Source organism: Citrobacter youngae (genome assembly GCF_003818115.1).
In the GTDB taxonomy this organism is placed as follows: Bacteria; Pseudomonadota; Gammaproteobacteria; order Enterobacterales; family Enterobacteriaceae; genus Citrobacter; species Citrobacter youngae.
This window is the reverse complement of the sequence record NZ_RPOI01000015.1, coordinates 144,757-168,453: the sequence shown is the minus strand read 5'-3', so window position 1 is coordinate 168,453 and position 23,697 is coordinate 144,757. Positions and strand designations below refer to the sequence as shown.

Below are 23,697 nucleotides of genomic sequence, written 5' to 3'. Positions count from 1 at the left end.
GATATGACGATGAAATCTTTTTTAGAGTAGATTATAGTTAAATCATCAGGAGTCACGGGCAAGTTCCAGGTCGTTTGTTGTATCCATCCCGAAAGGTGTTCGGTTAGTCTAAACCACTAAGAAGGGGATGCGTTATGGATGAATACTCACCGAAAAGACATGATATCGCGCAGCTTAAATTTCTCTGCGAAACCCTGTATCATGACTGTCTTGCAAACCTTGAACAAAGCAATCATGGTTGGGTAAATGACCCTACCTCTGCAACCAGCTTGCAGCTCAATGAACTGATAGAGCATATTGCAACCTTCGCACTTAATTATAAAATTAAGTACAATGAGGACAATAAGCTGATCGCGCAGATTGATGAATACCTGGATGACACTTTTATGTTGTTCAGTAGTTATGGTATTAATACGCAGGATCTACAGAAATGGCGGAAGTCAGGTAATCGACTGTTTCGCTGTTTTGTCAATGCCACCAGGGCTAATCCTGTCAGTTTGTCTTGTTAAAAATTATTACAATCATAGGTAAGAGTTATGTCCGATAAACCATTAACTAAAACAGATTATTTGATGCGCCTGCGACGCTGTCAAACAATTGACACGCTTGAACGTGTTATTGAGAAAAATAAATATGAATTGTCTGACAATGAACTGGCTGTATTTTACTCAGCCGCCGATCATCGTCTTGCTGAATTGACAATGAATAAGCTCTACGACAAGATCCCAACATCTGTTTGGAAATTTATTCGTTAATTGCTCATGAGGTTAAGTCAGGTATCGCGAAACATTTGTTTGTCTGGCTGACCATTTCCCGCACCAACTATCATTATTTAATTCAAATCACGTGATTGCGATCACAGTGAGAAAACGGGAACGTTCCCCTTCCCTGCATTGCGTTTTACTGTACTGTGACTGCCTATCAGCAAACGGGAAAGTTCGTAATGAGTGAAGATAAGAAAAAAATGATCGCCGGCGAATTGTATCGCCCGGCAGATGAAACGTTGCGCAACGACCGTCTCCGCGCACGCCTACTCATCCACCGATACAATGCCACCGCACCCGATGCGCAGAGTGAACGTCAGGCTATCCTGCGCGATCTGTTGGGGCAAAGCGAAGGCGCTTACATTGAGCCCTCTTTTCGTTGCGACTACGGGTATAACATTTATCTCGGCAACGCGTTTTACGCCAACTTCGACTGCGTCATGCTTGATGTCTGCCCAATCCACATCGGTGATAACTGTATGTTGGCACCGGGAGTCCATATCTATACGGCAACTCATCCACTGGACGCTAACGAACGCAATAGCGGGGTTGAACTAGGGAAACCTGTAACCATCGGGAATAATGTCTGGATCGGTGGTCGCGCAGTCATAAATCCGGGGGTAACACTGGGCGACAATGTGGTTGTGGCGTCAGGCGCAGTGGTGACGAAAAGCGTTCCGGCAAACACCGTCGTCGGAGGCAATCCGGCACGGATCATCAAAACACTGTGATCTGATATGTAACTGTTATGCTAAATTGTGGTTAATCTGTTACTTTTCTCAGACAGTATCCCCTTTTAAAATGGGCTGATCCCTCCTGACTATTGCAGACTTCACGAAGGCAAGAGATGACAGAAATACAACGCCTGCTTACCGAAACCATCGATGACTTAAATATTCGCGAAAAGCGCGACAACAAACCGCGCTTTAGCATCAGCTTTATTCGTAAACATCCAGGGCTATTTATCGGCATGTATGTTGCATTTTTTGCCACACTGGCGGTTATGCTGCAATCAGAAACGCTGGTCGATTCGGTATGGCTGTTGGTTGTACTGTTCGCCTTACTCAACGCCTTTTTCTTTTTTGACGTTGCGCCACGTTACCGCTTTGAAGACATTGACGTACTGGATTTCAGAGTCTGCTATAACGGTGAATGGTACAACACACGCTTTGTGCCACCCTCGCTGATCGACACTATTCTGCACTCTCCCCAAGTCGACAGTGAGCATAAGGCCCAACTGCAAAAAATGATAACGCGGAAAGGCGAACTGTCATTTTATGATGTCTTCACACTAACCCGCGCGCAGGCCAGTCAGTAATCACGCCCTGTCACAAACAAAAAAAGTGCGTCCCACGAGGGGAACGCACTTCAGTCCCTGTAATGCTGGCGAAGTGACTAACGTCTTTTTTTACGGCCCTGTACCGCTTTAAACCGCGGATTCGTTTTGCAGATGACGTACAAACGCCCTTTGCGTTTGACTATCTGGCAGTCAGGGTGCCGCTGCTTTGCGCTGCGAAGTGAATTGAGTACCTGCATCTTAACCTCGCTTAGCGCCAATGAAGTGGCCGAAACGTTTCTGGAAACGAGCCGCGCTGCCTTCATTATCGAAGGTTTTCTGTTTACCGGTATAGTACGGATGTGACTTAGACGAGATATCAAGCGTTACGTACGGGTACATTTGGCCCTCGAACTCAATCTCTCGTTCGGTTTTAATCGTCGAACCGACCTTAAAGTATTCATTGGCACTGGTATCGTGAAACACCACTGGGCGATAAAAAGGGTGGATATCCGGTTTCATGGCAACCTCAATTTGTTACGTTATAACATACTCAACAAAATACACCACTCTTGTACGAATCACAACCCGATTTACGTTGTGGGTTACTAAACGGGATGATCAGTGGCCGTAAATATATGATGCCAATCGAATAGCTTTTTCGGCTTTCAGATATACTTTCCCTATGCTGTGTAAATAAGGATATCACCGTGACAACACGACATCTGATTGGCCTGGTGACGGGAATACTGGTTCTGTCCATCCTCGTACCGGTGTGTTTAAGCCTGTGGCTGGCACATCGTCAGGTCGAAACGAAATTTATCGATGAACTTGATTCATTTTCTACCCGCGTCGCTTTGCGTACAGAACGCGTCGGCGAGCAGGCCAAAAAAGCGCTACGCAAAATAGAAGCCTTCCAGGGTGTGCCCTGCTCAGAGGAACATTTGCTGGAAATGCGCCGGTTGTCATACAGCTACCGTTATATTCAGGAAGTGATGTACCTCAAAGGCAATGTTCCACAATGTTCCTCCCTTGAGAAAAGGAGCCTGGCTGCTGCGTTTCCGCCACCAATGAAAATGACACCTGATGGCTATCGCGCCTGGTTAACTTCGCAAAACGACCTCGGAATACAACGTTTTATGGCGGCGCTCGGCAGCGAACATTATGTCGTGATGATCGATCCGGGATCGTTCATTGATGTCATTCCATTTGGTTCATGGCCTATCGAAGTCGCCATTGTGGGTACAGTAAGCAACGTCGTGGTGGCCAGTAGTGCCGATCTCCCTTCAGACGTGTTACATCATCTGCAAAAAGACCGTTCTATCAGCCATTTTCAAAAAGAGGGCAGTATTTATAATTCTCGCCCTTTCCCCGAACTGGGCATCACTATCGTAAGCTGGGCGTCGACATTACCTTTGCAAAAATCCTGGCACCGACAGGCGCTGATCTGGCTCCCGGCAGGGCTCATTATTGGCCTGCTCACCGCCCTCTTTATCCTGCGTATTTTGCGCCGCTTGCAGTCCCCCCATCACCAATTGCAAGATGCCATTCAGAACCGGGCTATCAAGGTCCATTACCAGCCCATTATTTCGCTCAAAACAGGAAAGGTCGTGGGTGCGGAAGCACTGGCCCGCTGGCGACAAGCTGACGGTAGCTATCTCTCACCCGATATTTTTATCCCGCTGGCCGAAGAAACCGGCCTGACAGAACCACTCACACGTTTGATTATTGAAAACGTCTTCGAGGATCTAGGTAAATGGCTGCATCAACATCCTCAACAGCATATATCACTCAACCTTGAGTCGGCCGATTTGAAGTCCGAAACGCTTCCGGCGCTGCTAAGCCGCATGGTTAACCACTGGCAACTAAAACCCGCACAAATTGCCCTGGAACTGACTGAACGCGAATTTGCCGACCCGAAAAACAGCGCGCCGTTTATTGCTAAATACCGTCAGGCGGGTCACTCAATCTATATTGATGACTTTGGTACCGGTTATTCCAGTCTGAGCTATTTGCAGGATCTGGATGTAGACATCCTGAAGATAGACAAATCGTTCGTCGATGCGCTGGAATACAATAACGTCACGCCACATATTATCGAGATAGCCAAAACGCTGAAGCTGGAAATGGTGGCAGAAGGCATCGAGACTGAGAACCAGGAAAGCTGGCTACGTCAACATGGCGTGCAGTATGGTCAGGGCTGGTTGTACAGCAAAGCACTGCCAAAGGCGGAATTTATTCTGTGGGCGGAAAAACGACTTTAGCATGGCACTGGCGTGTATTGAGATGGCTGGCGGCACGCCGCACAGCCAGTCATGTCACTCTTCCATAATGGGCGAGAATCCACCGTAGATCATTCGCTTGCCATCAAATGGCATAGATTCACCAAACTCCTTCATACGGGGATCGGACATCATCTTCTGGTTCGCCGCATCGCGGACTTCTTTGGAAGGGTATTCAATCCAGCTGAATACCACTTCTTCATGATCCTGCGCTTTCACCGCCATACGAAAATCGGTCAACTTACCGTCGGGAACATCATCAGCCCAACACTCCACAACGCGCAGTGCACCGAATTCCTTGAAAAGCGGCGCAGCCTTTGCCGCCATCGCGATATATGCCTCCTTGTTTTCGGCAGGAACGGCAACAACAAAACCATCAACATACTTCATCAGATAAACCTCCGAAGTGTACTGCGCGGCAAGCCGGTTCCAGCCGCGTCAGTCGAGGTTAAGTTTAGTCGTCAGCAGGCAATCACGCCGTAGGCTCATTCCGAACACAAATACGTGACTGCGGCAGATGACGAAACCACGGCAGGCAAATCTGAATTAACGGTCCAATAGCTAACGCATACAGTACCGTTCCAACACCCACGGTTCCGCCAAGAAGCCAACCGCTGAGCAAAACCGACACCTCGATTGCGGTCCGGATAGTCCGTACAGACCAACCAGTACGCGCATGAATGCCGGTCATCAAGCCGTCACGTGGGCCCGCACCAAAACCGGCGCCAATGTACAGACTGGTGGCTAACGCGTTCAGGATCACCGCCGCAACCAGCAGTCCACTGCGCGTCAGTAGCGATTCGAATCCTGGGATCACCGCCAGCGCGGCATCTGCCGCCAAACCAATCATAATGACATTGCTGAGAGTGCCAAATCCGGGGCGCTGGCGCAGTGGTATCCATGCCAGCAGGACCAGTACACCCACGGCGATGATCACCAGGCCGATATTCATCGATAATAGATTTGCCACGCCCAGATGAAATACGTTCCACGGATCAGCCCCTAAATCTGCACGGACAAACATCGCCGTCGAAACGCCGTACAGCGCCAGTCCAACATACAGCTGAAGTAAACGACGCAGCATAATTTTCTCCTCGCCTCTCAGATAGCTTTCATCTTCACCGCAATTGGCACTATGATTAATGTCCAGTTTTCAAAAAGTGGACTGCTATGTCATCTCGCCGTTACGGAAGTCAATCTTTGCAGCGCCTGCTAGGGCACTGGCAGGAAAGCCCCTCGCGAACGCCTATCTGGCGACAACTGGCGGAAGCGTTACGTCTGCTGATCCTGGATGGTCGACTGGCACTGGATAGTCGCTTGCCCGGCGAACGCGAGCTCGCTGCCGTTCTGGAAGTGAGCCGAACCACCGTCGCCAGCGCCATGGCGCAACTGCGTGAAGAGGGATATCTGGAAAGCCGTCATGGGAGCGGCTCACGGGTGATCCTGCCGGAACACATTCGTCATGTGCCTACGCGAACCAGTACCGGCACAGCGTTGGATTTGTCCACAGCGGCCCTCAGCGCCGGGCCAGAAATTCATCAGGCTTACCAACAAGCGTTATTTGCGATGCCGCAGCATTTGCTGAGCTCCGGGTATCTGCCGCAGGGACTGGCGGTTTTGCGTGAATCCATCGCCCGGCATTATTGCGAACGTGGATTACCCACACAGTCGGATGAAATAATGGTCGTGAACGGCGCGGTCAGCGGCCTGGCGTTGATCCTGCGTTTACTCACCGGTCCCGGCGATCGCGTAGTGGTCGATCACCCCACGTATCCGCTGGCGATTGCAGCAATACAAGGGGCATCATGTCGCCCCGTCGGCGTTTCGCTGCCTGAGCACGGTTGGGATACAGCAGGTCTGGTTGCCACCCTCGCGCAAACAGCCCCGAGAATGGCCTATCTGATGCCGGACTTTCACAACCCGACCGGACGCTGTATGGACGCCGAAACTCGCCAGGTTGTGGCGGATATTGCGGAAAGAACCTGCACCACGCTGGTGGTCGATGAGACCATGGTGAACCTGTGGTATGACGCCCCGCCTCCGCCTCCACTTGCTGCATTCAATCGCGGTGCGCCGGTGATCCTGCTGGGATCGGCAGGGAAAAGCTTCTGGGGAGGTCTGCGTCTGGGATGGATTCGGGCCTCGTCACGTACTATTGCCGCGCTGGTACAGACTCGCGACACATTTGATTTAGGATCACCAGTGCTTGAACAGCTTGCCACGGGTTGGTTGCTGGACAATGCGGCCGATTTTCTTCCCGACAGACGGCAATTGCTCACCACCCGGCGCGATCTGTGCCATGACCTGATGAAGACACATTTCCCGGAGTGGCAGTTTACTCAACCACAGGGGGGACTCTCTTTCTGGGTTGAATTACCCGATACGCTGGCAACACTCTTTGCCACCCGTGCCGAAAGTGCAGGTATTCAGTTGGGTACCGGGACGCGCTTCGGCCTGGATGGCGCATTCGATCGTTTTTTGCGTATGCCCTTTGCTCTGCCCGATGACACAATGCGCTCGGCTTTCCGGACGTTGCAACCCATTTGGGATAATCTGCGTTTACAGGCAAGTCACGGGAAAATGCGCAAAATAATCTAAGCGACGAGTCAAAAGACTCGTCCTGGATACCGTGATGGACGAGGATGTCTGGGCATTATTACCGCTGAGGAGGAACCGGGAACCCCTTCAGGGAAATCACAAAATTCTCGCCGTCTTTCTTAATTTTCGCCCCGGCATCGCACCAGTCAGAAGCAATACGGAAAAACTCATCGCTACCGACATTCCAGCTCAAACGAACATGTTTCACATAACCGGAACGTAGCAATTCACAGGCTTCGCCATAATTACAGGCGGTTGAGAGCGGTTGTTGTTTCATTTTTTCTTCTTCAGTAATCTGCGCAATGCTTTGATTTCTTTAGGAGTCAGTGCTTCAACCACGGATTCTTCCGTATGCTGGCTATCAATATCATCAGCGGAGACTCCCGCCTCTTCAATGGCGGAAAACGCGATAAGTAGCAATTTTTCCGTCGAGATACTTAGGTTCTCATTATTCACTTCAGCGTAGTGACGCAGCTTTTCTTTTAGCGCCTCATCAATTTTGACATTCAATACAGCGGTCGACATCGTAGAAAATCCTTGTGGTCAGCCAAAACACACCGGATGTAAGACCATGTCGTTACAGCGCGATGGCAGCGGCAAAAGCATCAAATAACATCCCCGAAACACATTGACAGCATTTGATGACAATAAAATGACAATACGATGACAACGAAAAGAAGATGAGAAGAATTGAGATTGCCGGACGGCAGAATTGGGTGGGGGCCCTGCCAGCTACATCCCGGCACACACGTCATCTGCCCTGGCTGCTTCCTTCCGGACCTGACCTGGTGAACAGAGTAGCGTTGCGGGAGAACCAACAGAGCCCCCATTGAGAGCGTTGTCAACCAACGCGCAGGCGCATTATCACTGCTGCACCCGGTAATTGCAACCCATCCAGCACCGGATGCTGTTTTCTTGTGCAATGAAGCTTCACTACCTCGTCATTCGGGATTATGCTGGAGGATTAGCGCAGGAAAAAACGATGGATATACAAGACTCTTTCCCTCAACGCGTCTGGCAAATCGTTGCCTCAATCCCCGAAGGATTCGTCACCACCTATGGCGATGTCGCCAGGCTTGCTGGCTCACCGCGTGCTGCTCGCCAGGTAGGCGGCGTGCTTAAGCGTCTCCCCGAAGGCAGCACTTTGCCCTGGCATCGGGTGGTTAATCGTCATGGTGCCATTTCGCTTACAGGTCCAGACCTACAACGACAGCGTCAGGCGTTGCTGGCGGAAGGTATTGTGGTTTCAGGGAGTGGACAAATCGATTTACAGCGCTATCGCTGGGTGTACTAACCCCCTCCGGATGGAGAGGGTTAGAATGCCCTTAGTACTGTGTCGGGGCAGGAACGGCGGAAGACGGATTCACCTGTGTGGGTGACGTTGACGGTACCGTTGTCGCGGCACCACCACTCGCCTGTACTGGAACAGCCGTCTGCTGGACCGGGACCAGGGTCAGGTCGGCTTTAGTCCCCCCCTGATTGATCACCGTCTGGACGGTATCAGTAATAAAGACCAGTTTATCATTCACCGTAATCGCCGCACTCAGCAGAATACGGGCGTTCGGCTGAATATCTGCCGGGTTAAACGGGAGTACGAAGCTGAATGGTGCTTGTTTACCCTCGGTACGTACAACTTTTTGCGACAGCACTTTTGACGGTGCATCGGCAAGCGATGCATCTGACAGTGTTACGGTCAGCACGGCATCCGGCGGTAAGGCAACTTTCTGGCGGATCCATACCGTACCAGACACATTCGGCTGTTGAATTTTTGACTGTGTGTCAGCAATTGACGTATTAGGGCTTGGCGCAGGTGTCTGAATATCCGCGCTTTTATCAGCACAGGCCGCCAGAGCGACCGCAACCGCTAAACCACTTACCATGTGCACGAGTTTCATTAAATTCTCCTTATCATCTATGCACCAGCGAGAACTTTCCTCGCCAGAAGAGTGGTTAACAAAAACATAACGTGACTAAGTGTGGCACAAGACAGCTGGTTTTGCCTGTAATCGGCCAGTAATTCAGACAATTGCACCCATCGGACCACTTTCAAAATTGCGTTATACTCTGCCTACCTCGCTGCGAGAACGCTATTACCTGGAGAGCACGTATGAGTCTGGCACTGAAAAATTTGCTGACATTGTTAAATCTGGAAAAAATTGAAGAAGGACTCTTTCGGGGCCAAAGTGAAGACTTAGGGTTACGTCAGGTTTTTGGGGGGCAGGTTGTCGGTCAGGCGCTGTATGCCGCAAAAGAAACCGTACCGGAAGAGCGCCTGGTGCACTCCTTTCACAGCTACTTTTTACGTCCGGGCGATAGCCAAAAGCCCATCATCTATGATGTCGAAGTGCTGCGTGATGGTAACAGCTTCAGCGCCCGCCGCGTTGCCGCGATCCAGAATGGGAAACCCATTTTTTATATGACTGCCTCTTTCCAGGCACCAGAAGATGGGTTTGAGCATCAAAAAGAGATGCCGGCAGCGCCTGGCCCTGAAGAGCTTAAATCAGAAACTGAGATCGCCCGTTCGGTCGCTCACCTGCTGCCGCCGCTGTTGAAAGAAAAATTTATCAACGACCGCCCGCTGGAAGTACGTCCGGTTGAATTTCATAACCCGTTAAAAGGTCACGTTGCCAACCCGACTCGCCAGGTGTGGATCCGCGCTAACGGCACGCTGCAGGACGATCTACGCGTCCATCAGTATCTGCTGGGTTATGCTTCAGACCTGAACTTCCTGCCCGTTGCTTTACAACCGTATGGCATTGGTTTTCTGGAAAAAGGGATTCAGATCGCCACCATTGACCACTCCATGTGGTTCCATCGTCCGTTTAATATCAATGAGTGGTTGTTGTATAACGTCGAGAGTACTTCGGCCTCCGGTGCCCGGGGCTTTGTTCGCGGGGAGTTTTATACGCAGGACGGCGTGCTGGTTGCTTCTACCGTGCAGGAAGGGGTAATGCGTAATCGTAATTGAGAATTACCGGATGGTGACGCAAAAGCGTTGCCATCCGGCAGATTGAAACATCAGGCGTTGTAAGCATTCTCGCCGTGGCTGTTCACATCCAGACCTTCGCGCTCCTGCTCTTCCGGTACACGCAGCCCCACCGTCATGTCCGCCAGCTTATAGCCAATGAAAGCCACCACACCGGACCAGACAATGGTGATCGCCACGCTTTCCAGTTGTACCAGCAACTGATGCCCCATGGTAACGCCTTCGGCAAAGCCTACGCCGCCCAGAGAGCTGGCCGCGAAAACGCCGGTCAGGATGCAGCCGACAATGCCGCACACACCGTGAACACCGAAGACATCACACGGGTCATCAACGCGCAGAAAGCGCTTCAGCATGGTTACGCCCCACAGGCCAGCCAGCCCCGCAGCGACACCGATAATCAGCGCGCCGCCGACACCGATATAGCCACAGGCAGGTGTCACGCCTACCAGACCGGCAATGGCGCCAGAACACGCGCCCAGCAGGGACGGTTTGCCACGCAGCGCCCATTCACCGAAGATCCAGCCGAGAATGGCGGCCGCGGTTGCAACAACGGTATTGACGAAGGCCAGCGCAGCAATTTCATTCGCCATACCCGCGGAGCCAGCGTTAAAGCCAAACCAACCGATATAGAGAATAGCCGTGCCGGTAAAGACCATTGGCAGGTTATGTGGCTTAAACGCTTCTTTGCCAAAACCGACGCGTTTACCAATCAGATAAGCCCCAACCAGGCCGGCAATCGCAGCGTTGATATGTACTACCGTACCGCCAGCAAAATCCAGCGCACCGTGAGTAGCCAGCAAACCGCCGCCCCAGACCATGTGTGCAATAGGGATGTAGGACAGCGTCAGCCACACCACCACAAAAATCAGCACCGCAGAGAACCGAATGCGCTCAGCCAGTGCACCGACAATAAGCCCAACGGTAATGCAAGCGAAAGACCCCTGAAAAGCAACATGAATGTACTGGTAGAAGCTCCCCGTGACCGCCGTCAGTGCAATATTCTTCAGCATGACCCAGTTGAAGTTACCGAAGAAATTATTTCCTTCGCCAAAGGCCAGTGAGTAGCCATAAACCACCCATAAAATACAAACCAGAGCGAATGTCACCGTCACCTGGGTCAGCATCGACAACACGTTCTTACCGCGAATCAAACCGCCATAGAACAGCGCAATGCCTGGGATGGTCATAAACAGCACCAGCGCGGTACAGATCATCATAAAAGCGTTATCTGCTTTATCCGCAACCGCCGGTGCCGCCATCGCCAGACCCGGCAGCAGCGCCAGTGAAGCAATACCCGTTTTCATCGTCGCTATCTTCATTTTTTGGTTTCCTATCACTGTGTGCCAGACGTTACAGTGCGGCTTCGTCGGCTTCGCCGGTACGAATACGAATCACGCGTTGCAGCTCGGCGACGAAAATTTTGCCGTCGCCAATTTTTCCGGTGTAGGCGGCCTTACTGATGACATCAATTACGCCATCCAGTTGGTCATCAGCAATTGCCACATCAATCTTCACTTTGGGTAAGAAGTTGACGCTGTATTCAGCTCCCCGGTACAACTCGGCATGACCTTTTTGTCGGCCAAACCCCTTCACTTCGGTGACGGTCAGCCCCTGAATACCAATAGACGACAATGCTTCACGGACGTCTTCCAGTTTGAACGGTTTGATTACCACGGTAACCAGCTTCATAGATCCCCTCCAGTCAGAATTCAGTAGTGGCTGCAGATACACCAAATGAATATTGCAAGGGATGTGCCAGGAATGAAAAACGCGGGATGATTCAGCCGCACGGGGTACGGCCAGGAGAGAAAAAGAAAAAATGCACTATAACGGTGCATAGTGCGTTACATTTTTGCACCAGATTGTTGATTGCCGGATGGCGGCGAAAACGCTTTCTCAGGCCTACAAAACCACACTGGCTGTAGGCCTGAGAAACGCAGCGCCATCAGGCGATTGCCGAATCTTCGTTTACGCTAGCCGCCAGCTCTTCGCCCGCCAACTGCAGTTGATACATTTGCCAGTAGCGGCCCTGTGCGGCAAGCAGTTGCTGGTGCGTGCCGCGTTCAACGGCCTGTCCCCGGTGCAGTACCAGAATGGTATCCGCATCGACAATAGTGGATAACCGATGCGCAATCACCACCAGCGTGGTGTGCTCACGCACCGCTGCCAACGCCTGCTGAATAGCCTGTTCAGTACCGGAGTCAATGCTGGCCGTCGCTTCGTCCAAAATCAGCACCTGCGGCGTTTCGACCAGCACGCGCGCCAGCGCCAGCAGCTGTTTCTGCCCAACTGATAGATTATTGCCCTGCTCGCCCAGTCGGGTATGAATACCCTCGCTCAGACCCCGCGCCAGCTCGGCCAGCTGTACGGTTTCCAGCGCCTGCCACACCCGTTCTTCTGAGATATCACGACCCAGCGTGACGTTTACCAGGAAGGTATCCGCCATCACCACCGGATCCTGTTGCACCATCGCCACGCCCTGGCGTAACACACTGTGGCTCAGTGAAGACAGCGGTCGTCCGTCCAGACGGATTTCCCCCTGCGTCAGCGGGTAGTACCCCATCAGCAGACTGGCGAGCGTGCTCTTGCCGCTACCGGTATGCCCGACCAACGCCACAAAACTGCGCGATGGCACGGACAGGCTGATGTTTTGCAGCACCAGATTATCATCACGATAGGCAAAAGAGACGTTATCAACCTCAATGTCACCGCTTTTCAGGGGGTGGATATCCTCACCATAACGCTGGCGTGGGCCATCCATCAGTTCAAATACCCGTTCACCAGCTACCACCGCCTGTTGCAGCATTGATTGCTGGGTCGTCAGCTCGATCAATGGCTCGTTCAAACGCCCCAGATAGCTGATAAACGCATACAGCACCCCGACCTCAATGGACGTGCCGGACGTAAAGCTAAACAGCATCAGCAAACCGCAGAGGATCAGCGCCGAGAAAAGGCTCAGCAGCGGACGCAACAAAAAGCCATCCAGGCGCAGAGTCTGCATACGCGCCATATAGTGCGAGCGGCTGGCTTCGCCCATTCGCTCACCAAAGCGCGCCTGCTGGCGGAACTGTTGGATAACGCTCATGCCGTTGATGACTTCGTTAAAGCCATCGTTAATATCCGCCAGATAAGCGCGCACCCGACGCACAATGGGGGTGCTGTAGCGCTGATAAATCACCATCACCACCATCACCGCCGGGAAAATGGCCATCGCCACCAGCGCCATACGCCACTCAAGGCTGAACATCGCCACCAGCATGGCACCGATTAAGGCGGCGCTGCGCAGTACCGTCGCGACCACCGTCACATACAGGTCACGGATCACTTCGGTGTCATTGGTCACACGTGAGATAAGCTGCCCGACTGGCTGAGTATCGAAAGCACTGAGCGGCTGACGTAGCGCGGCATCCATCACATCGGTACGTAACTGCTGCACCACACCAACGGCCGCCTGGTTAAAGAGTAATGACTGCGCGTAATGCAGGCCCGCCGCCAACAGTTGCAGACCGACATATGCCGCCACCAGCCCAGCCACCATCGCCAGCGGCAGATTGTTTTTCGCCACCATGTTGTCGATAAAATAGCTGATGAGCAGCGGACCACTCACCTCCGCCGCTGCCGCCACCCATAGCATGACCACCGCAATTGCCAGCTGTTTTCGCCACGGAGAGCCGTACGCCAGCAGTCTTTTCAGGGTCGGCCATAGCTGCCCAAAACTACGCATTAGCCGCCTCCTCGTTTACTTCTGGCGCATCAGACAGCGCCGCTTCCAGTTGCTGATAACGGTACATATCACGATACCAGCCGGGTTGCTGCACCAGCGCATCATGTTCGCCACGCTGAGCAATATGTCCGTGCTGCATCACGATAATTTCATTGGCTTCCGTCAGAGCCGATAAACGGTGGGCGCTGATAATCACGGTTCTGCCTTCGCCCCACTGACGCAGGTTATGCAAGATCTGATGCTCGGTACGACCATCTACCGCCGATAACGCATCATCCAGAATCAGGATTTCAGCATTCAGCAGCAGCGCACGAGCGATAGAAATACGCTGTTTTTGTCCACCGGACAGCATCACCCCGCGTTCACCCACTTCGGTGTCATAGCCTTGCGGAAGACGTAAAATATCCTCATGCACGCTGGCCAGACGTGCAACATGTTCGATCTCTTCCTGTGTGGCCTGTGGGCGTCCAAGCGCTATGTTGTTGGCGACCGTATCCGAGAACAAGAAAGGTGTCTGGCTGACCACTGCCAGACGGCTACGCCAGCTATCAAGTTGCAAGCGAGTTAACGGGATATCATGAAAGCGCACATCGCCCTCAGTGATATCAAAATGACGCTGGATCAGCGACAACACCGTACTTTTACCCGCGCCGGTCGGGCCACAAATACCCAGCATCTGCCCTGGCTTAAGCTGGAAATTCACATTCTCCAGCACCGGATGAGTCGTTTGCGGGTAGCGAAATTCGCGAATTGCCACCGCCAGCTCGCCGCGTCCTTCCGGCACGGGTTCTGTGCCGTCATCCACTACCGGCGCTTCAGCCAGCATGGCGCGAATACGGCTATACGCGGCGCTGCCTCGCTCAACAATGTTAAACATCCATGCCAGTGCCAGCATCGGCCAAATCATCAGCCCGAGATACATCATAAAACTGGTTAACTGACCAAGGGTCAGAGAGTCATGAACCACCATCCAGCTTCCCCCGGCGATAGCCAGCAGGTTAGCCATACCAATGGCGATATAAATCGTGGGGTCAAAACGGGCGTCAATGCGGGCGACCCGTAAGTTTTTCTTGCCGGTATCTTTAGCATCTGCGGCAAATAGCGCCGACTGTCGGTCTTCCAGACCAAAAGCCTTAATCATACGGATACTGGTCAGGCTTTCCTGAGTACGATCGTTAAGGCTGGAGAACGCTGCTTGCGCAACCTTAAAGCGGTTATGGAGTCGATCACCGTAACGTTTGATCATTATCGCCATCACCGGCATTGGGAGTAGCGCGATAAGCGTCAGCTCCCAACTGATTTGCGTAGACATCACGATCAACACCGCGCACCCCATGACCAGCGAGTCCACCAGCGTCAATACACCTTCGCCAGCCGCAAACACCACCCGATCAACATCGTTAGTTGCACGCGCCATCAGATCGCCGGTGCGATGACGCAGATAAAATTCAGGATGCTGGCGGCTCAACTGGCGGTAATAGTCTTCGCGTAGTTCAACTGCCAGTTGGTAGGATGCGCCAAACAGCAGCACGCGCCAGACATAGCGCAGTAAATAAACCACCACGGCGATCAATGCAATGGTTCCCACCCACATCAGCAGCCGCTCGGTAGTGAAGCGTTGTGTCGTTACGCCATCCACAATGATCCCCACCACTTTTGGCGGGATAAGCTGAAGAATAGCGATGATGATAAGCAAGGCCACCGCCCCGAGGTAGCGACGCCACTCCCGGCGGAAGTACCAGCTTAATTGAGCAAATAATCGCACGCGTTATGTCCTGACAAAATTTCCGGCAATAAGCACCGGGAGAATTATTCAATAGGGAGAGCAGTTGTGTATTTAATCTGTTCCATGGCAAAGCTGGAGGTGACGTCAGACAGGCCCGGTACGCTGTTCACCAGGCGCTTATAAAATTCATCGTAGCTTTTCATATCAGCGACCTGCACCCGCATCAGGTAATCATACTCCCCTGCCATACGCCAGAACCCCAGCACCTCCGGCATCCCGGTCACTTCGGTGACAAAGCGGCAGTACCACTCGCTGCTATGATGCTGGGTTTTAATCAGCACAAACGCGGTTAAACCCAGCCCCAGTTTTTCCGGATCCAGCAGAGCAACCTTGCCCAGCAGAATGCCGTCATCCTCAAGCCGCTTGAGCCGTTTCCAGCAGGGGGTGGTCGTCAGATTAACGGCATCGGCTAACGCCTGCAAAGAAAGGGTGCAGTCTTGTTGCAGTAGGCCAAGCAGCTTACGGTCAATTTTGTCTAACATATCCACTCCACAGAGAAGAATTTTCTCCTTACATTCTATTTTAAAGGCTAAATGGCAACAATTTTTTCCGTGCTTTTCGCTATTCTGGGCACAAAATGACAAATGGATATTAATGATGAATAGCTCCTGGGTTAAAAACGCCATCAATGAAATTAATGCGGATTACCAGCGTTCTGCCGATACGCATCTTATTCGCCTGTCGCTTCCGGCGTTTCCGGGTATTCAGCTCTATTTGAAAGATGAGAGCACGCATCCAACCGGTAGCCTGAAACATCGCCTGGCACGTTCACTGTTTCTCTACGGACTGTGTAATGGCTGGATCAAAGAAGGCACCACCATCATTGAATCATCGTCCGGTTCAACGGCGGTATCTGAGGCTTATTTCGCTCGACTGTTAGGGCTGCCGTTTATTGCTGTCATGCCTTCCTGTACGGCAAAACGCAAAATTGAACAAATTGAATTTTATGGCGGCCGCTGCCACTTCGTGGAAAGCGCCTGCGAAATTTATGCGGCTTCTGAGCAGCTGGCACGTGAACTGAACGGGCATTATATGGACCAGTTCACCTATGCTGAACGCGCCACCGACTGGCGTGGTAACAACAATATTGCCGACAGTATCTTCCGCCAGATGCAGTGTGAACCCAACCCCGTGCCTCGCCATATCGTGATGAGCGCAGGAACCGGCGGCACCTCAGCAACCATTGGTCGCTATATTCGCTGTCAGGGCTACGACACTCGTCTGATGGTGGTGGACCCGGAGAATTCGGTTTTTCTGCCCTTCTGGCAGGATCGCGATGCGACATTGCGCAGCCCGGTCGGCAGCAAAATCGAAGGCATCGGCCGCCCGCGTGTCGAACCGTCTTTCATTCCTGACGTCGTTGATGAAATGCTGCGCGTGCCGGATGCCGCCAGCGTGGCTACCGCGCACTGGCTGGAAACACAGTTGGGTCGTAAAGTCGGCGCCTCAACCGGCACCAACATGTGGGGAGCGCTGCAACTTGCCGCGCGCATGCGCAACGCCGGAGAAACCGGTTCACTGGTGACGCTGCTGTGCGACAGCGGCGAACGCTATCTGGAAACCTACTACAACCCGCAATGGGTTGACGCGCACATAGGCGATTTAACGCCGTGGAAAGCGGAACTTGCCCAGTTGCTGAATACACACTGAGCAGACAAAAAAAAAGCCAGACGCGAAGTCTGGCTTGCTGGAAGGGATCTCTCATTCGGGGGAATAAGGTAGATGCGGATTGTCCAGCCAATGCGTCAAAAAGTGTGATACCGCCTGATTACGGCAATGCCCAATCACCGATAAATGAGGTAGTGCAGCCATCAGTTGCGGCATCGCGTTACCCATAATCAGGCCGCGCCCTACGCTGCCTAACATTTCGCGATCGTTCATGGCATCGCCAAACGCCATACACTCGGCCATTGAATACCCTAAGTGGTCACTCAACACCGCCAGCGCAGATCCTTTGTTACAGCCCAGCGGCAACACCTCGAGGCAATCAACCGCGGAGAAACAGAGATTCGCCTGCTCTCCCAACGCTTCATTCAGTTGAATGCGCAATTGGATCAGCGACTCATGATCGCCGCAAAAACAGACCTTCGTTACCTGATGAGCCGGAATACGTTTCACATCGACGATCTGGTAGCGAAATCCGCTATACACATGCGCCTGTAGCAGCGAGGGGATCTCTTGTCCGGTAAACCAACCGTTGTCATTAAAGACATGCATGCTGGCGGTGGTATCCCATTTCTGATGTAACACGATATCCGCAACATGCGGATCCAGATCCTGACGGTGCAACACATCGCCCTCAAGAGAGTGAATGCGCGTGCCGTTACCGGTGATCAAAAAGGCGTCCAGTGAGATAGAACCCAAAATGTGGCGCATTTCCAGCACATGGCGGCCAGTGGCAAATGTCAGAGTGATATCGCGTTCACGCAAGCGCGCCAGCGTTGAAAGCGTTTCGTCACCTAAATGGTGATTCGGCATCAAAAGGGTGCCATCCATATCAAATGCAGCCAGACGAGCCATTTCTTTCTCCACACTGTGACGCGGTTAACTTGTGATTCAGTATCACCTGAGATATACGGAAGTAATAGTGAATAGATAAAATGAATTGTTCCGGGTTTATTACAGAAAATCATTCAAGTTGCATCAAGGCGGCAAGTGAATGAACGCCCAGGAGCATACATTTCAGTATGTGACTGGGGTGAATAAACGCAGCCAACAAAGAGGCAGCTTGAAGGATGAAGTGTATATGAGATTGTTGAATCGCCTGAACCAGTACCAACGCCTGTGGCAGCCTTCGAACGGCGAACCGCAGTCGGTGACCGTCGGGGAACTGGCTGAACGCTGTTTTTGCAGCGAGCGCCACGTGCGAACCCTGCTGAAGCAAGCACAGGATGCTGGCTGGCTGGAGTGGCACGCTCAGTCCGGACGCGGGAAACGCGGAGCATTACGTTTTTTGGTCACCCCAGACTCGCTGCGCAACACGATGATGGAGCAGGCACTGCAAAAGGGTGAACAGCTCAGCGTACTGGAACTGGCTCAACTGGCCCCCGGGGAATTAAGAACCCTGCTGCAGCCGTTTATGGGCGGGCAATGGCAAAATGATACGCCAACCCTGCGTATCCCCTATTATCGCCAGCTCGAACCTTTGCACCCTGGATTTCTCCCCGGTCGTGCGGAGCAGCACCTTGCCGGACAGGTATTCTCTGGCCTGACACGTTTTGACAGCACTACGCAACGTCCCTGTGGAGACTTAGCCCACCACTGGAATATCTCCGCTGACGGCCTGCGCTGGGATTTCTATATTCGTTCCACCCTGCATTGGCATAACGGCGATACGGTAAGCAGCACGCAGCTACATCAACAGTTGCTGAAGCTGTTAGAGTTACCTGCGCTGAATAAGCTGTTTATCAGCGTAAAACGCATTGAGGTAACGCATCCCCAGTGTCTGACCTTTATTCTGCATCGTCCCGACTTCTGGCTGGCGCACCGTCTGGCGAGCTACAGCAGTCACCTGGCGCATCCTGAGCACCCGTTTGTGGGTACTGGCCCGTTCCGGTTGACGCTGTTTACTCCTGAGCTGGTGCGTATCGAGAGTCACGACCACTACCATCTGAGTCATCCGCTATTGAAAGCCATTGAATACTGGATAACCCCACAGCTTTTCTCCCAGGATTTGGGCACCAGCTGTCGCCATCCGGTACAAATTGCGATAGGTAAACCAGAGGAACTTCCCATGCTAAGCCAGGTAAGCAGCGGGATCAGCCTCGGTTTTTGCTATCTTACGCTCAGAAAAAGCGCGCGCCTGAATACGCAACAGGCCCGTCGACTGGTCAATATTATCCACCGCTCTTCGCTGCTACAGACGCTTGAGGTGGATGAAAACCTCATTACTCCCAGCAATGCCCTGCTGCCAGGATGGACGATCCCACAATGGGATGAACTGAACGAAGTAGCGCTACCAGAAAAACTGACGTTGGCTTACCACCTGCCGGTAGAACTGCACGCCATGGCTGAACAGCTTCGCCAGGCCCTGGCAAAACTGGGCTGTGAATTAACGCTTATTTTTCATAATGCTAAAAACTGGGATGGCGACCATCCTTTAGCCCAGGCCGATCTGATGATGGGCGACAGGCTGATTGGCGAAGCCCCCGAGTATACCCTCGAACAGTGGTTACGTTGCGATCAGCTATGGTCACACGTTCTGAATGCACCCGCATATACTCATCTGCAGACCACGCTGGATGCCTTGCAAATTCAGGCCGATGAGGACGATCGTCATGCAGCTTTACAGCAGGTTTTCGCCACGCTGATGCATGACGCAACCCTGACGCCGCTGTTCAATTATCACTATCGCATCAGCGCGCCGCCGGGCGTGAACGGCGTACGTTTGAATCCGCGTGGCTGGTTTGAGTTCACCGAGGCCTGGTTACCGCCCCCTTCATCGTGAAGAAGCTGGTCGGCGACACGCCCAGGCGCTACCATAAGGGCTTCGTTATTTTGTCAGGAAAAGCCATGAAACGTGCCGTTGTTGTATTCAGTGGAGGTCAGGACTCCACGACTTGTCTGGCGCAAGCGCTGCATCAGTATGATGAAGTGCACTGCGTGACCTTTGATTATGGTCAGCGCCATCGCGCTGAGATTGATGTCGCACGTGACCTGGCCTTAAAACTTGGCGCACGCGCGCACAAAGTGCTTGATGTCACGCTGCTCAGTGAACTGGCTGTCAGCAGCCTGACCCGCGATAATATTCCGGTACCCGATTACGAACCGGATGCGAACGGCATTCCCAATACCTTTGTGCCAGGACGCAATATTCTGTTCTTAACGCTGGCAGCAATTTACGCGTACCAGGTGCAGGCAGAGGCGGTCATTACCGGCGTGTGCGAAACGGATTTCTCTGGATACCCGGACTGCCGCGATGAGTTCGTCAAAGCGCTGAACCATGCCGTAAGCCTGGGTATGGCGAAAGATATCCGCTTTGAAACCCCGCTGATGTGGATTGATAAAGCCGAAACCTGGGCGCTGGCCGACTACTGGGGCAAGCTGGATCTGGTACGTGAAGAAACGCTGACCTGCTATAACGGCATCAAAGGTGACGGTTGCGGTCACTGTGCGGCCTGTAATCTGCGCGCCAACGGCCTGAACCATTATCTGGCGGATAAACCGGCGGTGATGGCAGCAATGAAGCAGAAAACTGGCCTGAAATAATAGTGCGAATAGTGCCGGATGGCGACGTAAACGCCTTGTCCGGCCTGGCGATATTCACCATAGTCAATATCGCCCGTAGGCCTGATAAGCGAAGCGCTATCAGGCAACGTTGAGCTACTGCACCATCTGCTCCAGTTTTTCGCGTAACTCCCCTTCCAGCGGCAGCGCTTTTTGCGTTTTCAAATCAATACAGACAAAGGTAATCAATGCGTCTGCCACCACCTGTCCTTCCGGCTCCAGGGTAATTGTCTGGTTTAGCACGCCGCTTTTGCCATTTAGCTGTTGCACCTGACTGGTGATGGTCAGCAGGTCACTTAGCACCGCAGGGCGGCGGTAGTTAATATTGATATTCACGACCACAAACGCGATATTGTGCGCGGTCATCCATTGAAAGCTGTCGCTGTTTTCCAGACCAGCCCAGCGCGCTTCTTCCAGAAACTCGAGGTAGCGGGCGTTGTTGACGTGCTGATAGACATCAAGATGAAAACCACGGACTTTGATTTGTGTTTGCATAGCGCAGAAACCTTACGTTTTTTATAGGAGTGTTTTCAGGGTAGTGAGGCCATAACTGGTATGACCTCTACAGTCTGGCAAATTTTCAGCGCTGTGCAAGTTATTAAAGTGTTAAAACTGCCAGGTTACGCTCCACCAGCGAACTGCCCATACCCGGTACCTGCTTTAAGTCCTCCACCGTTTTAAACGGTCCGTACTCCTCACGATAGCTCACAATCGCCTGCGCTTTCTTCAGACCGACGCCATTCATGACTCGCGCTAAATCCTCCGCGGAAGCGCTGTTGATGCTTACCCTGGTGCCTTCATCGTCGCTTGCTTTAGCGGGCTGTGTGGCTTTGCTTTGTGCCGCCCCTGAGTTTTCCGCTTTGGTTTGAGTCGCCTGGCTTTTGGCGACAGCCTCAGCCGCCAATGCAGTTTGGGCCATACCAGCGCAGGTCAATGAAAGAGTGATAAGCAGGGCTTTGATTCCATGTTTCATACTGTTTTCTCCTTGTTTGTTAACAGTGGAATCACGATAGCGAGGTGCAGAACAGCAGACAAACGGCAAATATCAAAAATGGAAAAGGCCGCGAAAGCGGCCTTTTGTAGATACAAACTTTTGCAATTTTTTGCGAGCGGACTCGGTTATTGCTGCTGTTCCAGCGCATCCCCGATTTTAATTTTGGCCGCTTTACGCAGGTTGCTCATCAGCGCTTCGAAGACAATCTGCGCGTTGTTCTGAGTGATCCCCTGAACCATCGCTTTCTTCTGCGCTTCAGGCATAGAACCGGCTTTCACCTCGTCCAGCGCCAACAGTACAACGTTACCCTGCATATCGTTCGCAACACCGTAGCTCGGCTTGTCTTTTGCCGGCAGGCTCAGACCAAAGGCAGCCTGACTCAACGGATCCTGACCCGTACGGCTCAGCGTTTTCGCCTCGCCAAAGCTCAGACCCGCCGCTTTCAGCGCTTCATCGCCTTTACCGGCTTTCAGATCCGCCAGCAGTTTATCGGCATCAAGCTTCGCCTGCTGCTCTGCTTTATTGTGCTTAACGAGCGCAGTTACCTGCTCTTTCACTTCAGCCAGTGGCTTCACGGCTTCTGCTTTGTGTTCGCTAATACGCAGCACGAACGCGCGATCGCCATCCACGGTGATGATATCGGAGTTACTGCCAGGCGTTCCGTTCTCGCCAACCAGACCACCATTGAAAATGATGTCAGCGACTGGTTTGAAATTCAGTTCTTCCGGCAGGCTGTCACGGCTAAACCAGCCCGTTTCAACCGCTTTCATACCTGCTGCCTGCTCTGCACCCGCCAGAGATTCGTTATCGTTGCTGGCCGCATCGCTGACTTTCTGCTGCAGCGCATAGTAGGCATCCAGCGCTTTTTCCTGCTTCACTTTCGCCGCAATGTCGTCGCGAGCTTCGCTCAGCGGTTTAACCTGTGCAGGCTGTACGTCATCAAGACGCGCCACGAGGAAACCAACGGAAGACTTAATTACGCCAGACAGTTGGCCTTTTTCTTTCAGACCGGCATTTTTCAGCTCATCCGGGGTGGTGGAATCTTCCAGCCAACCCATATCACCGCCGTTACGGGCAGAGATGATATCAGCAGATTTTTCTTTCGCCAGCGCAGCAAAGTCACCGCCTTTATTCAGCTCGTCCAGTACCGCTTTTGCTTCATCTTCCGTTTTGGTCTGGATGATGCTATAGCGGTTACGCTGCGGCTGAGTGAACTGATCCTGATGCTGGTCATAATAAGACTGAATATCAGCATCGCTGGCGGTTTCCTGCATTGCTGCAGCGTCCAGCTTGATATAGCTCACACGGAACTGTTCCGGCGTCATAAAGTTGTTTTTATTCTGCTCGTAGTAGCTGGCAACTTCCTGCTCGGTAACAGATTGCTTCGCGGCCAGTGCGTTAACGTCAATCGTCGCCTCGCGCACGATCCGCTGCTGTGCAACCAGTGCAGCCAGTTCGTCCGTTTCACCCTTCAGCATAAAGTCGGTCCCGGCAACGCCGTTGATCAACTGTTGCGTGGTGAGCTGGTTACGCAATGCCTGAGCGTACTGATCTGCGGTCATTCCCATCTGATTCACAATCGCGTTGTAGCGGTTGTTATCAAATTTGCCGTCAACCTGGAAAGCCGGTGTGGCGAAAATAGCCTGCTTAATCTGATCGTCGCTAATGTTGAGCTTAAGCTCACGGGAGTACTGATCCAGCAGCGCTTCGTCCACAAGACGATTCAGCACCTGCTGACGCAGCGTTTTCATATAACCTTCGTTCGCCGCCAGCTCAGAATATTGATCGCCCAGCTGTTGCTGCATGCGGTTACGTTCGCTGTTGAACGCATTCTCGAACTGCCCGCGGCTGATCTCCTGGCCATTCACTTTAGCGGCGTAGTTATTGCCCCCGCCAATCAGGTAACCACTCACGCCGGTCAAAATGAACGACACGATAATGATACCGAAAATAATCTTGAGCACGAGACTGTTAGCAGCCGTGCGTAAGCTGTCCATCATGGTGTAACCACACTCCGCTGTAGATGACTATACGCGTTATCCTTCAGGCCGTCTGCGCGTT

Annotated in this window: 27 protein-coding genes and 1 other RNA gene; 11 read left to right on the top strand and 17 right to left on the bottom strand. The window is 52.5% G+C overall.

Annotated features, from left to right (window positions below; genetic code table 11):
- The first annotated feature begins 134 nt into the window (after nucleotides 1–134).
- The 4 genes from tomB to EHN13_RS12965 all read left to right on the top strand — a co-directional run bounded on the left by tomB (nucleotide 135) and on the right by EHN13_RS12965 (nucleotide 2,082).
- Nucleotides 135–509, top strand: a complete 375-nt coding sequence (gene tomB / locus EHN13_RS12980) for an Hha toxicity modulator TomB (RefSeq protein ID WP_003021733.1) — start codon at nucleotides 135–137, stop codon at nucleotides 507–509.
- A gap of 27 nt (nucleotides 510–536) precedes the next feature.
- The gene (locus tag EHN13_RS12975; protein WP_002892050.1) at nucleotides 537–755 is read left to right on the top strand and encodes an HHA domain-containing protein; all 219 of its coding nucleotides are present in this window, start codon (nucleotides 537–539) and stop codon (nucleotides 753–755) included.
- Between the two features lie 188 nt (nucleotides 756–943).
- Nucleotides 944–1,495 carry a maltose O-acetyltransferase gene (maa, locus tag EHN13_RS12970; protein ID WP_061067437.1) on the top strand — a complete coding sequence of 184 codons (552 nt, stop codon included), beginning with the start codon at nucleotides 944–946 and terminating at the stop codon, nucleotides 1,493–1,495.
- A 116-nt stretch (nucleotides 1,496–1,611) separates the two neighbouring features.
- Complete coding sequence (locus tag EHN13_RS12965; protein WP_040232692.1) at nucleotides 1,612–2,082, top strand: YlaC family protein; 471 nt, start codon at nucleotides 1,612–1,614, stop codon at nucleotides 2,080–2,082.
- 77 nt (nucleotides 2,083–2,159) lie between these two features.
- Here EHN13_RS12965 and ykgO read toward each other — a convergent pair whose 3' ends face one another.
- Nucleotides 2,160–2,300, bottom strand: coding sequence for a type B 50S ribosomal protein L36 (gene ykgO / locus EHN13_RS12960; RefSeq protein WP_005125190.1), 141 nt, complete (start codon nucleotides 2,298–2,300; stop codon nucleotides 2,160–2,162).
- Between the two features lies 1 nt (nucleotide 2,301).
- Nucleotides 2,302–2,562, bottom strand: coding sequence for a type B 50S ribosomal protein L31 (locus EHN13_RS12955; RefSeq protein ID WP_124021513.1), 261 nt, complete (start codon nucleotides 2,560–2,562; stop codon nucleotides 2,302–2,304).
- A 188-nt stretch (nucleotides 2,563–2,750) separates the two neighbouring features.
- On the opposite strand from EHN13_RS12955, the gene EHN13_RS12950 reads away from it, so the two are divergent.
- A complete protein-coding gene (locus tag EHN13_RS12950; protein ID WP_048212413.1) occupies nucleotides 2,751–4,304 on the top strand; it encodes an EAL domain-containing protein in 1,554 nt (517 codons plus the stop codon).
- A 54-nt stretch (nucleotides 4,305–4,358) separates the two neighbouring features.
- Here the strand turns inward: EHN13_RS12950 and EHN13_RS12945 are convergent, their stop codons facing one another.
- A complete protein-coding gene (locus EHN13_RS12945) occupies nucleotides 4,359–4,712 on the bottom strand; it encodes a DUF1428 domain-containing protein (protein WP_061067436.1) in 354 nt (117 codons plus the stop codon).
- An 82-nt stretch (nucleotides 4,713–4,794) separates the two neighbouring features.
- Nucleotides 4,795–5,406 (bottom strand): membrane protein YczE, encoded by a 612-nt coding sequence (gene yczE, locus EHN13_RS12940; protein ID WP_061067435.1) that lies wholly within the window; start codon nucleotides 5,404–5,406, stop codon nucleotides 4,795–4,797.
- An 86-nt stretch (nucleotides 5,407–5,492) separates the two neighbouring features.
- Between yczE and yczR the strand changes: the two genes are divergently transcribed.
- A complete protein-coding gene (gene yczR / locus EHN13_RS12935; protein ID WP_048212416.1) occupies nucleotides 5,493–6,920 on the top strand; it encodes a MocR-like transcription factor YczR in 1,428 nt (475 codons plus the stop codon).
- A 58-nt stretch (nucleotides 6,921–6,978) separates the two neighbouring features.
- Here the strand turns inward: yczR and EHN13_RS12930 are convergent, their stop codons facing one another.
- The 3 genes from EHN13_RS12930 to ffs form a co-directional block, all read right to left on the bottom strand.
- A complete protein-coding gene (locus EHN13_RS12930) occupies nucleotides 6,979–7,197 on the bottom strand; it encodes a hypothetical protein (RefSeq protein WP_005125184.1) in 219 nt (72 codons plus the stop codon).
- Nucleotides 7,194–7,445 carry a hypothetical protein gene (locus tag EHN13_RS12925; RefSeq protein WP_048212417.1) on the bottom strand — a complete coding sequence of 84 codons (252 nt, stop codon included), beginning with the start codon at nucleotides 7,443–7,445 and terminating at the stop codon, nucleotides 7,194–7,196. The genes EHN13_RS12930 and EHN13_RS12925 overlap by 4 nt, the downstream gene beginning before the upstream one ends.
- Nucleotides 7,446–7,643: 198 nt before the next feature.
- Nucleotides 7,644–7,740: signal recognition particle sRNA small type (ffs, locus tag EHN13_RS12920), an RNA gene on the bottom strand.
- An 84-nt stretch (nucleotides 7,741–7,824) separates the two neighbouring features.
- Here ffs and EHN13_RS12915 point away from each other — a divergent pair.
- Entirely contained in the window at nucleotides 7,825–8,214 is a 390-nt protein-coding gene (locus EHN13_RS12915) for an MGMT family protein (RefSeq protein ID WP_086523608.1), read from the top strand.
- A 31-nt stretch (nucleotides 8,215–8,245) separates the two neighbouring features.
- Here EHN13_RS12915 and EHN13_RS12910 read toward each other — a convergent pair whose 3' ends face one another.
- A complete protein-coding gene (locus EHN13_RS12910) occupies nucleotides 8,246–8,815 on the bottom strand; it encodes a YbaY family lipoprotein (protein ID WP_048212418.1) in 570 nt (189 codons plus the stop codon).
- 212 nt (nucleotides 8,816–9,027) lie between these two features.
- Here EHN13_RS12910 and tesB point away from each other — a divergent pair, with 212 nt between their 5' ends.
- Nucleotides 9,028–9,888, top strand: a complete 861-nt coding sequence (gene tesB / locus EHN13_RS12905; RefSeq protein WP_061067433.1) for an acyl-CoA thioesterase II — start codon at nucleotides 9,028–9,030, stop codon at nucleotides 9,886–9,888.
- 50 nt (nucleotides 9,889–9,938) lie between these two features.
- Here the strand turns inward: tesB and amtB are convergent, their stop codons facing one another.
- The 5 genes from amtB to decR all read right to left on the bottom strand — a co-directional run bounded on the left by amtB (nucleotide 9,939) and on the right by decR (nucleotide 15,898).
- Nucleotides 9,939–11,225: an ammonium transporter AmtB gene (amtB, locus tag EHN13_RS12900; RefSeq protein ID WP_048212419.1), complete on the bottom strand. Its 1,287-nt coding sequence runs from the start codon at nucleotides 11,223–11,225 to the stop codon at nucleotides 9,939–9,941.
- Between the two features lie 31 nt (nucleotides 11,226–11,256).
- Complete coding sequence (glnK, locus tag EHN13_RS12895) at nucleotides 11,257–11,595, bottom strand: P-II family nitrogen regulator (RefSeq protein ID WP_003021657.1); 339 nt, start codon at nucleotides 11,593–11,595, stop codon at nucleotides 11,257–11,259.
- A gap of 256 nt (nucleotides 11,596–11,851) precedes the next feature.
- A complete protein-coding gene (locus tag EHN13_RS12885) occupies nucleotides 11,852–13,630 on the bottom strand; it encodes a SmdB family multidrug efflux ABC transporter permease/ATP-binding protein (RefSeq protein WP_124021512.1) in 1,779 nt (592 codons plus the stop codon).
- Complete coding sequence (locus EHN13_RS12880; RefSeq protein WP_124021511.1) at nucleotides 13,623–15,395, bottom strand: SmdA family multidrug ABC transporter permease/ATP-binding protein; 1,773 nt, start codon at nucleotides 15,393–15,395, stop codon at nucleotides 13,623–13,625. The genes EHN13_RS12885 and EHN13_RS12880 overlap by 8 nt, the downstream gene beginning before the upstream one ends.
- Nucleotides 15,396–15,439: 44 nt before the next feature.
- A complete protein-coding gene (decR, locus tag EHN13_RS12875) occupies nucleotides 15,440–15,898 on the bottom strand; it encodes a DNA-binding transcriptional regulator DecR (protein WP_167469992.1) in 459 nt (152 codons plus the stop codon).
- Between the two features lie 112 nt (nucleotides 15,899–16,010).
- Between decR and EHN13_RS12870 the strand changes: the two genes are divergently transcribed.
- Nucleotides 16,011–17,066, top strand: coding sequence for a PLP-dependent cysteine synthase family protein (locus EHN13_RS12870; RefSeq protein WP_124021509.1), 1,056 nt, complete (start codon nucleotides 16,011–16,013; stop codon nucleotides 17,064–17,066).
- Between the two features lie 51 nt (nucleotides 17,067–17,117).
- Here EHN13_RS12870 and cof read toward each other — a convergent pair whose 3' ends face one another.
- Nucleotides 17,118–17,936, bottom strand: coding sequence for an HMP-PP phosphatase (cof, locus tag EHN13_RS12865; RefSeq protein WP_124021508.1), 819 nt, complete (start codon nucleotides 17,934–17,936; stop codon nucleotides 17,118–17,120).
- A gap of 226 nt (nucleotides 17,937–18,162) precedes the next feature.
- Between cof and EHN13_RS12860 the strand changes: the two genes are divergently transcribed.
- Both EHN13_RS12860 and queC read left to right on the top strand, forming a co-directional pair.
- Nucleotides 18,163–19,863 carry an SgrR family transcriptional regulator gene (locus EHN13_RS12860; protein WP_124021507.1) on the top strand — a complete coding sequence of 567 codons (1,701 nt, stop codon included), beginning with the start codon at nucleotides 18,163–18,165 and terminating at the stop codon, nucleotides 19,861–19,863.
- A gap of 65 nt (nucleotides 19,864–19,928) precedes the next feature.
- Nucleotides 19,929–20,624: a 7-cyano-7-deazaguanine synthase QueC gene (gene queC / locus EHN13_RS12855; RefSeq protein WP_003021638.1), complete on the top strand. Its 696-nt coding sequence runs from the start codon at nucleotides 19,929–19,931 to the stop codon at nucleotides 20,622–20,624.
- Nucleotides 20,625–20,738: 114 nt separating this feature from the next.
- On the opposite strand, the gene EHN13_RS12850 is transcribed toward queC, so the two are convergent.
- The 3 genes from EHN13_RS12850 to ppiD form a co-directional block, all read right to left on the bottom strand.
- Entirely contained in the window at nucleotides 20,739–21,137 is a 399-nt protein-coding gene (locus EHN13_RS12850; protein ID WP_124021506.1) for a YbgC/FadM family acyl-CoA thioesterase, read from the bottom strand.
- Between the two features lie 103 nt (nucleotides 21,138–21,240).
- Nucleotides 21,241–21,615: a helix-hairpin-helix domain-containing protein gene (locus EHN13_RS12845; protein ID WP_048212425.1), complete on the bottom strand. Its 375-nt coding sequence runs from the start codon at nucleotides 21,613–21,615 to the stop codon at nucleotides 21,241–21,243.
- A gap of 146 nt (nucleotides 21,616–21,761) precedes the next feature.
- Nucleotides 21,762–23,636 carry a peptidylprolyl isomerase gene (gene ppiD, locus EHN13_RS12840; RefSeq protein WP_124021505.1) on the bottom strand — a complete coding sequence of 625 codons (1,875 nt, stop codon included), beginning with the start codon at nucleotides 23,634–23,636 and terminating at the stop codon, nucleotides 21,762–21,764.
- Between the last annotated feature and the right edge of the window lie 61 nt (nucleotides 23,637–23,697).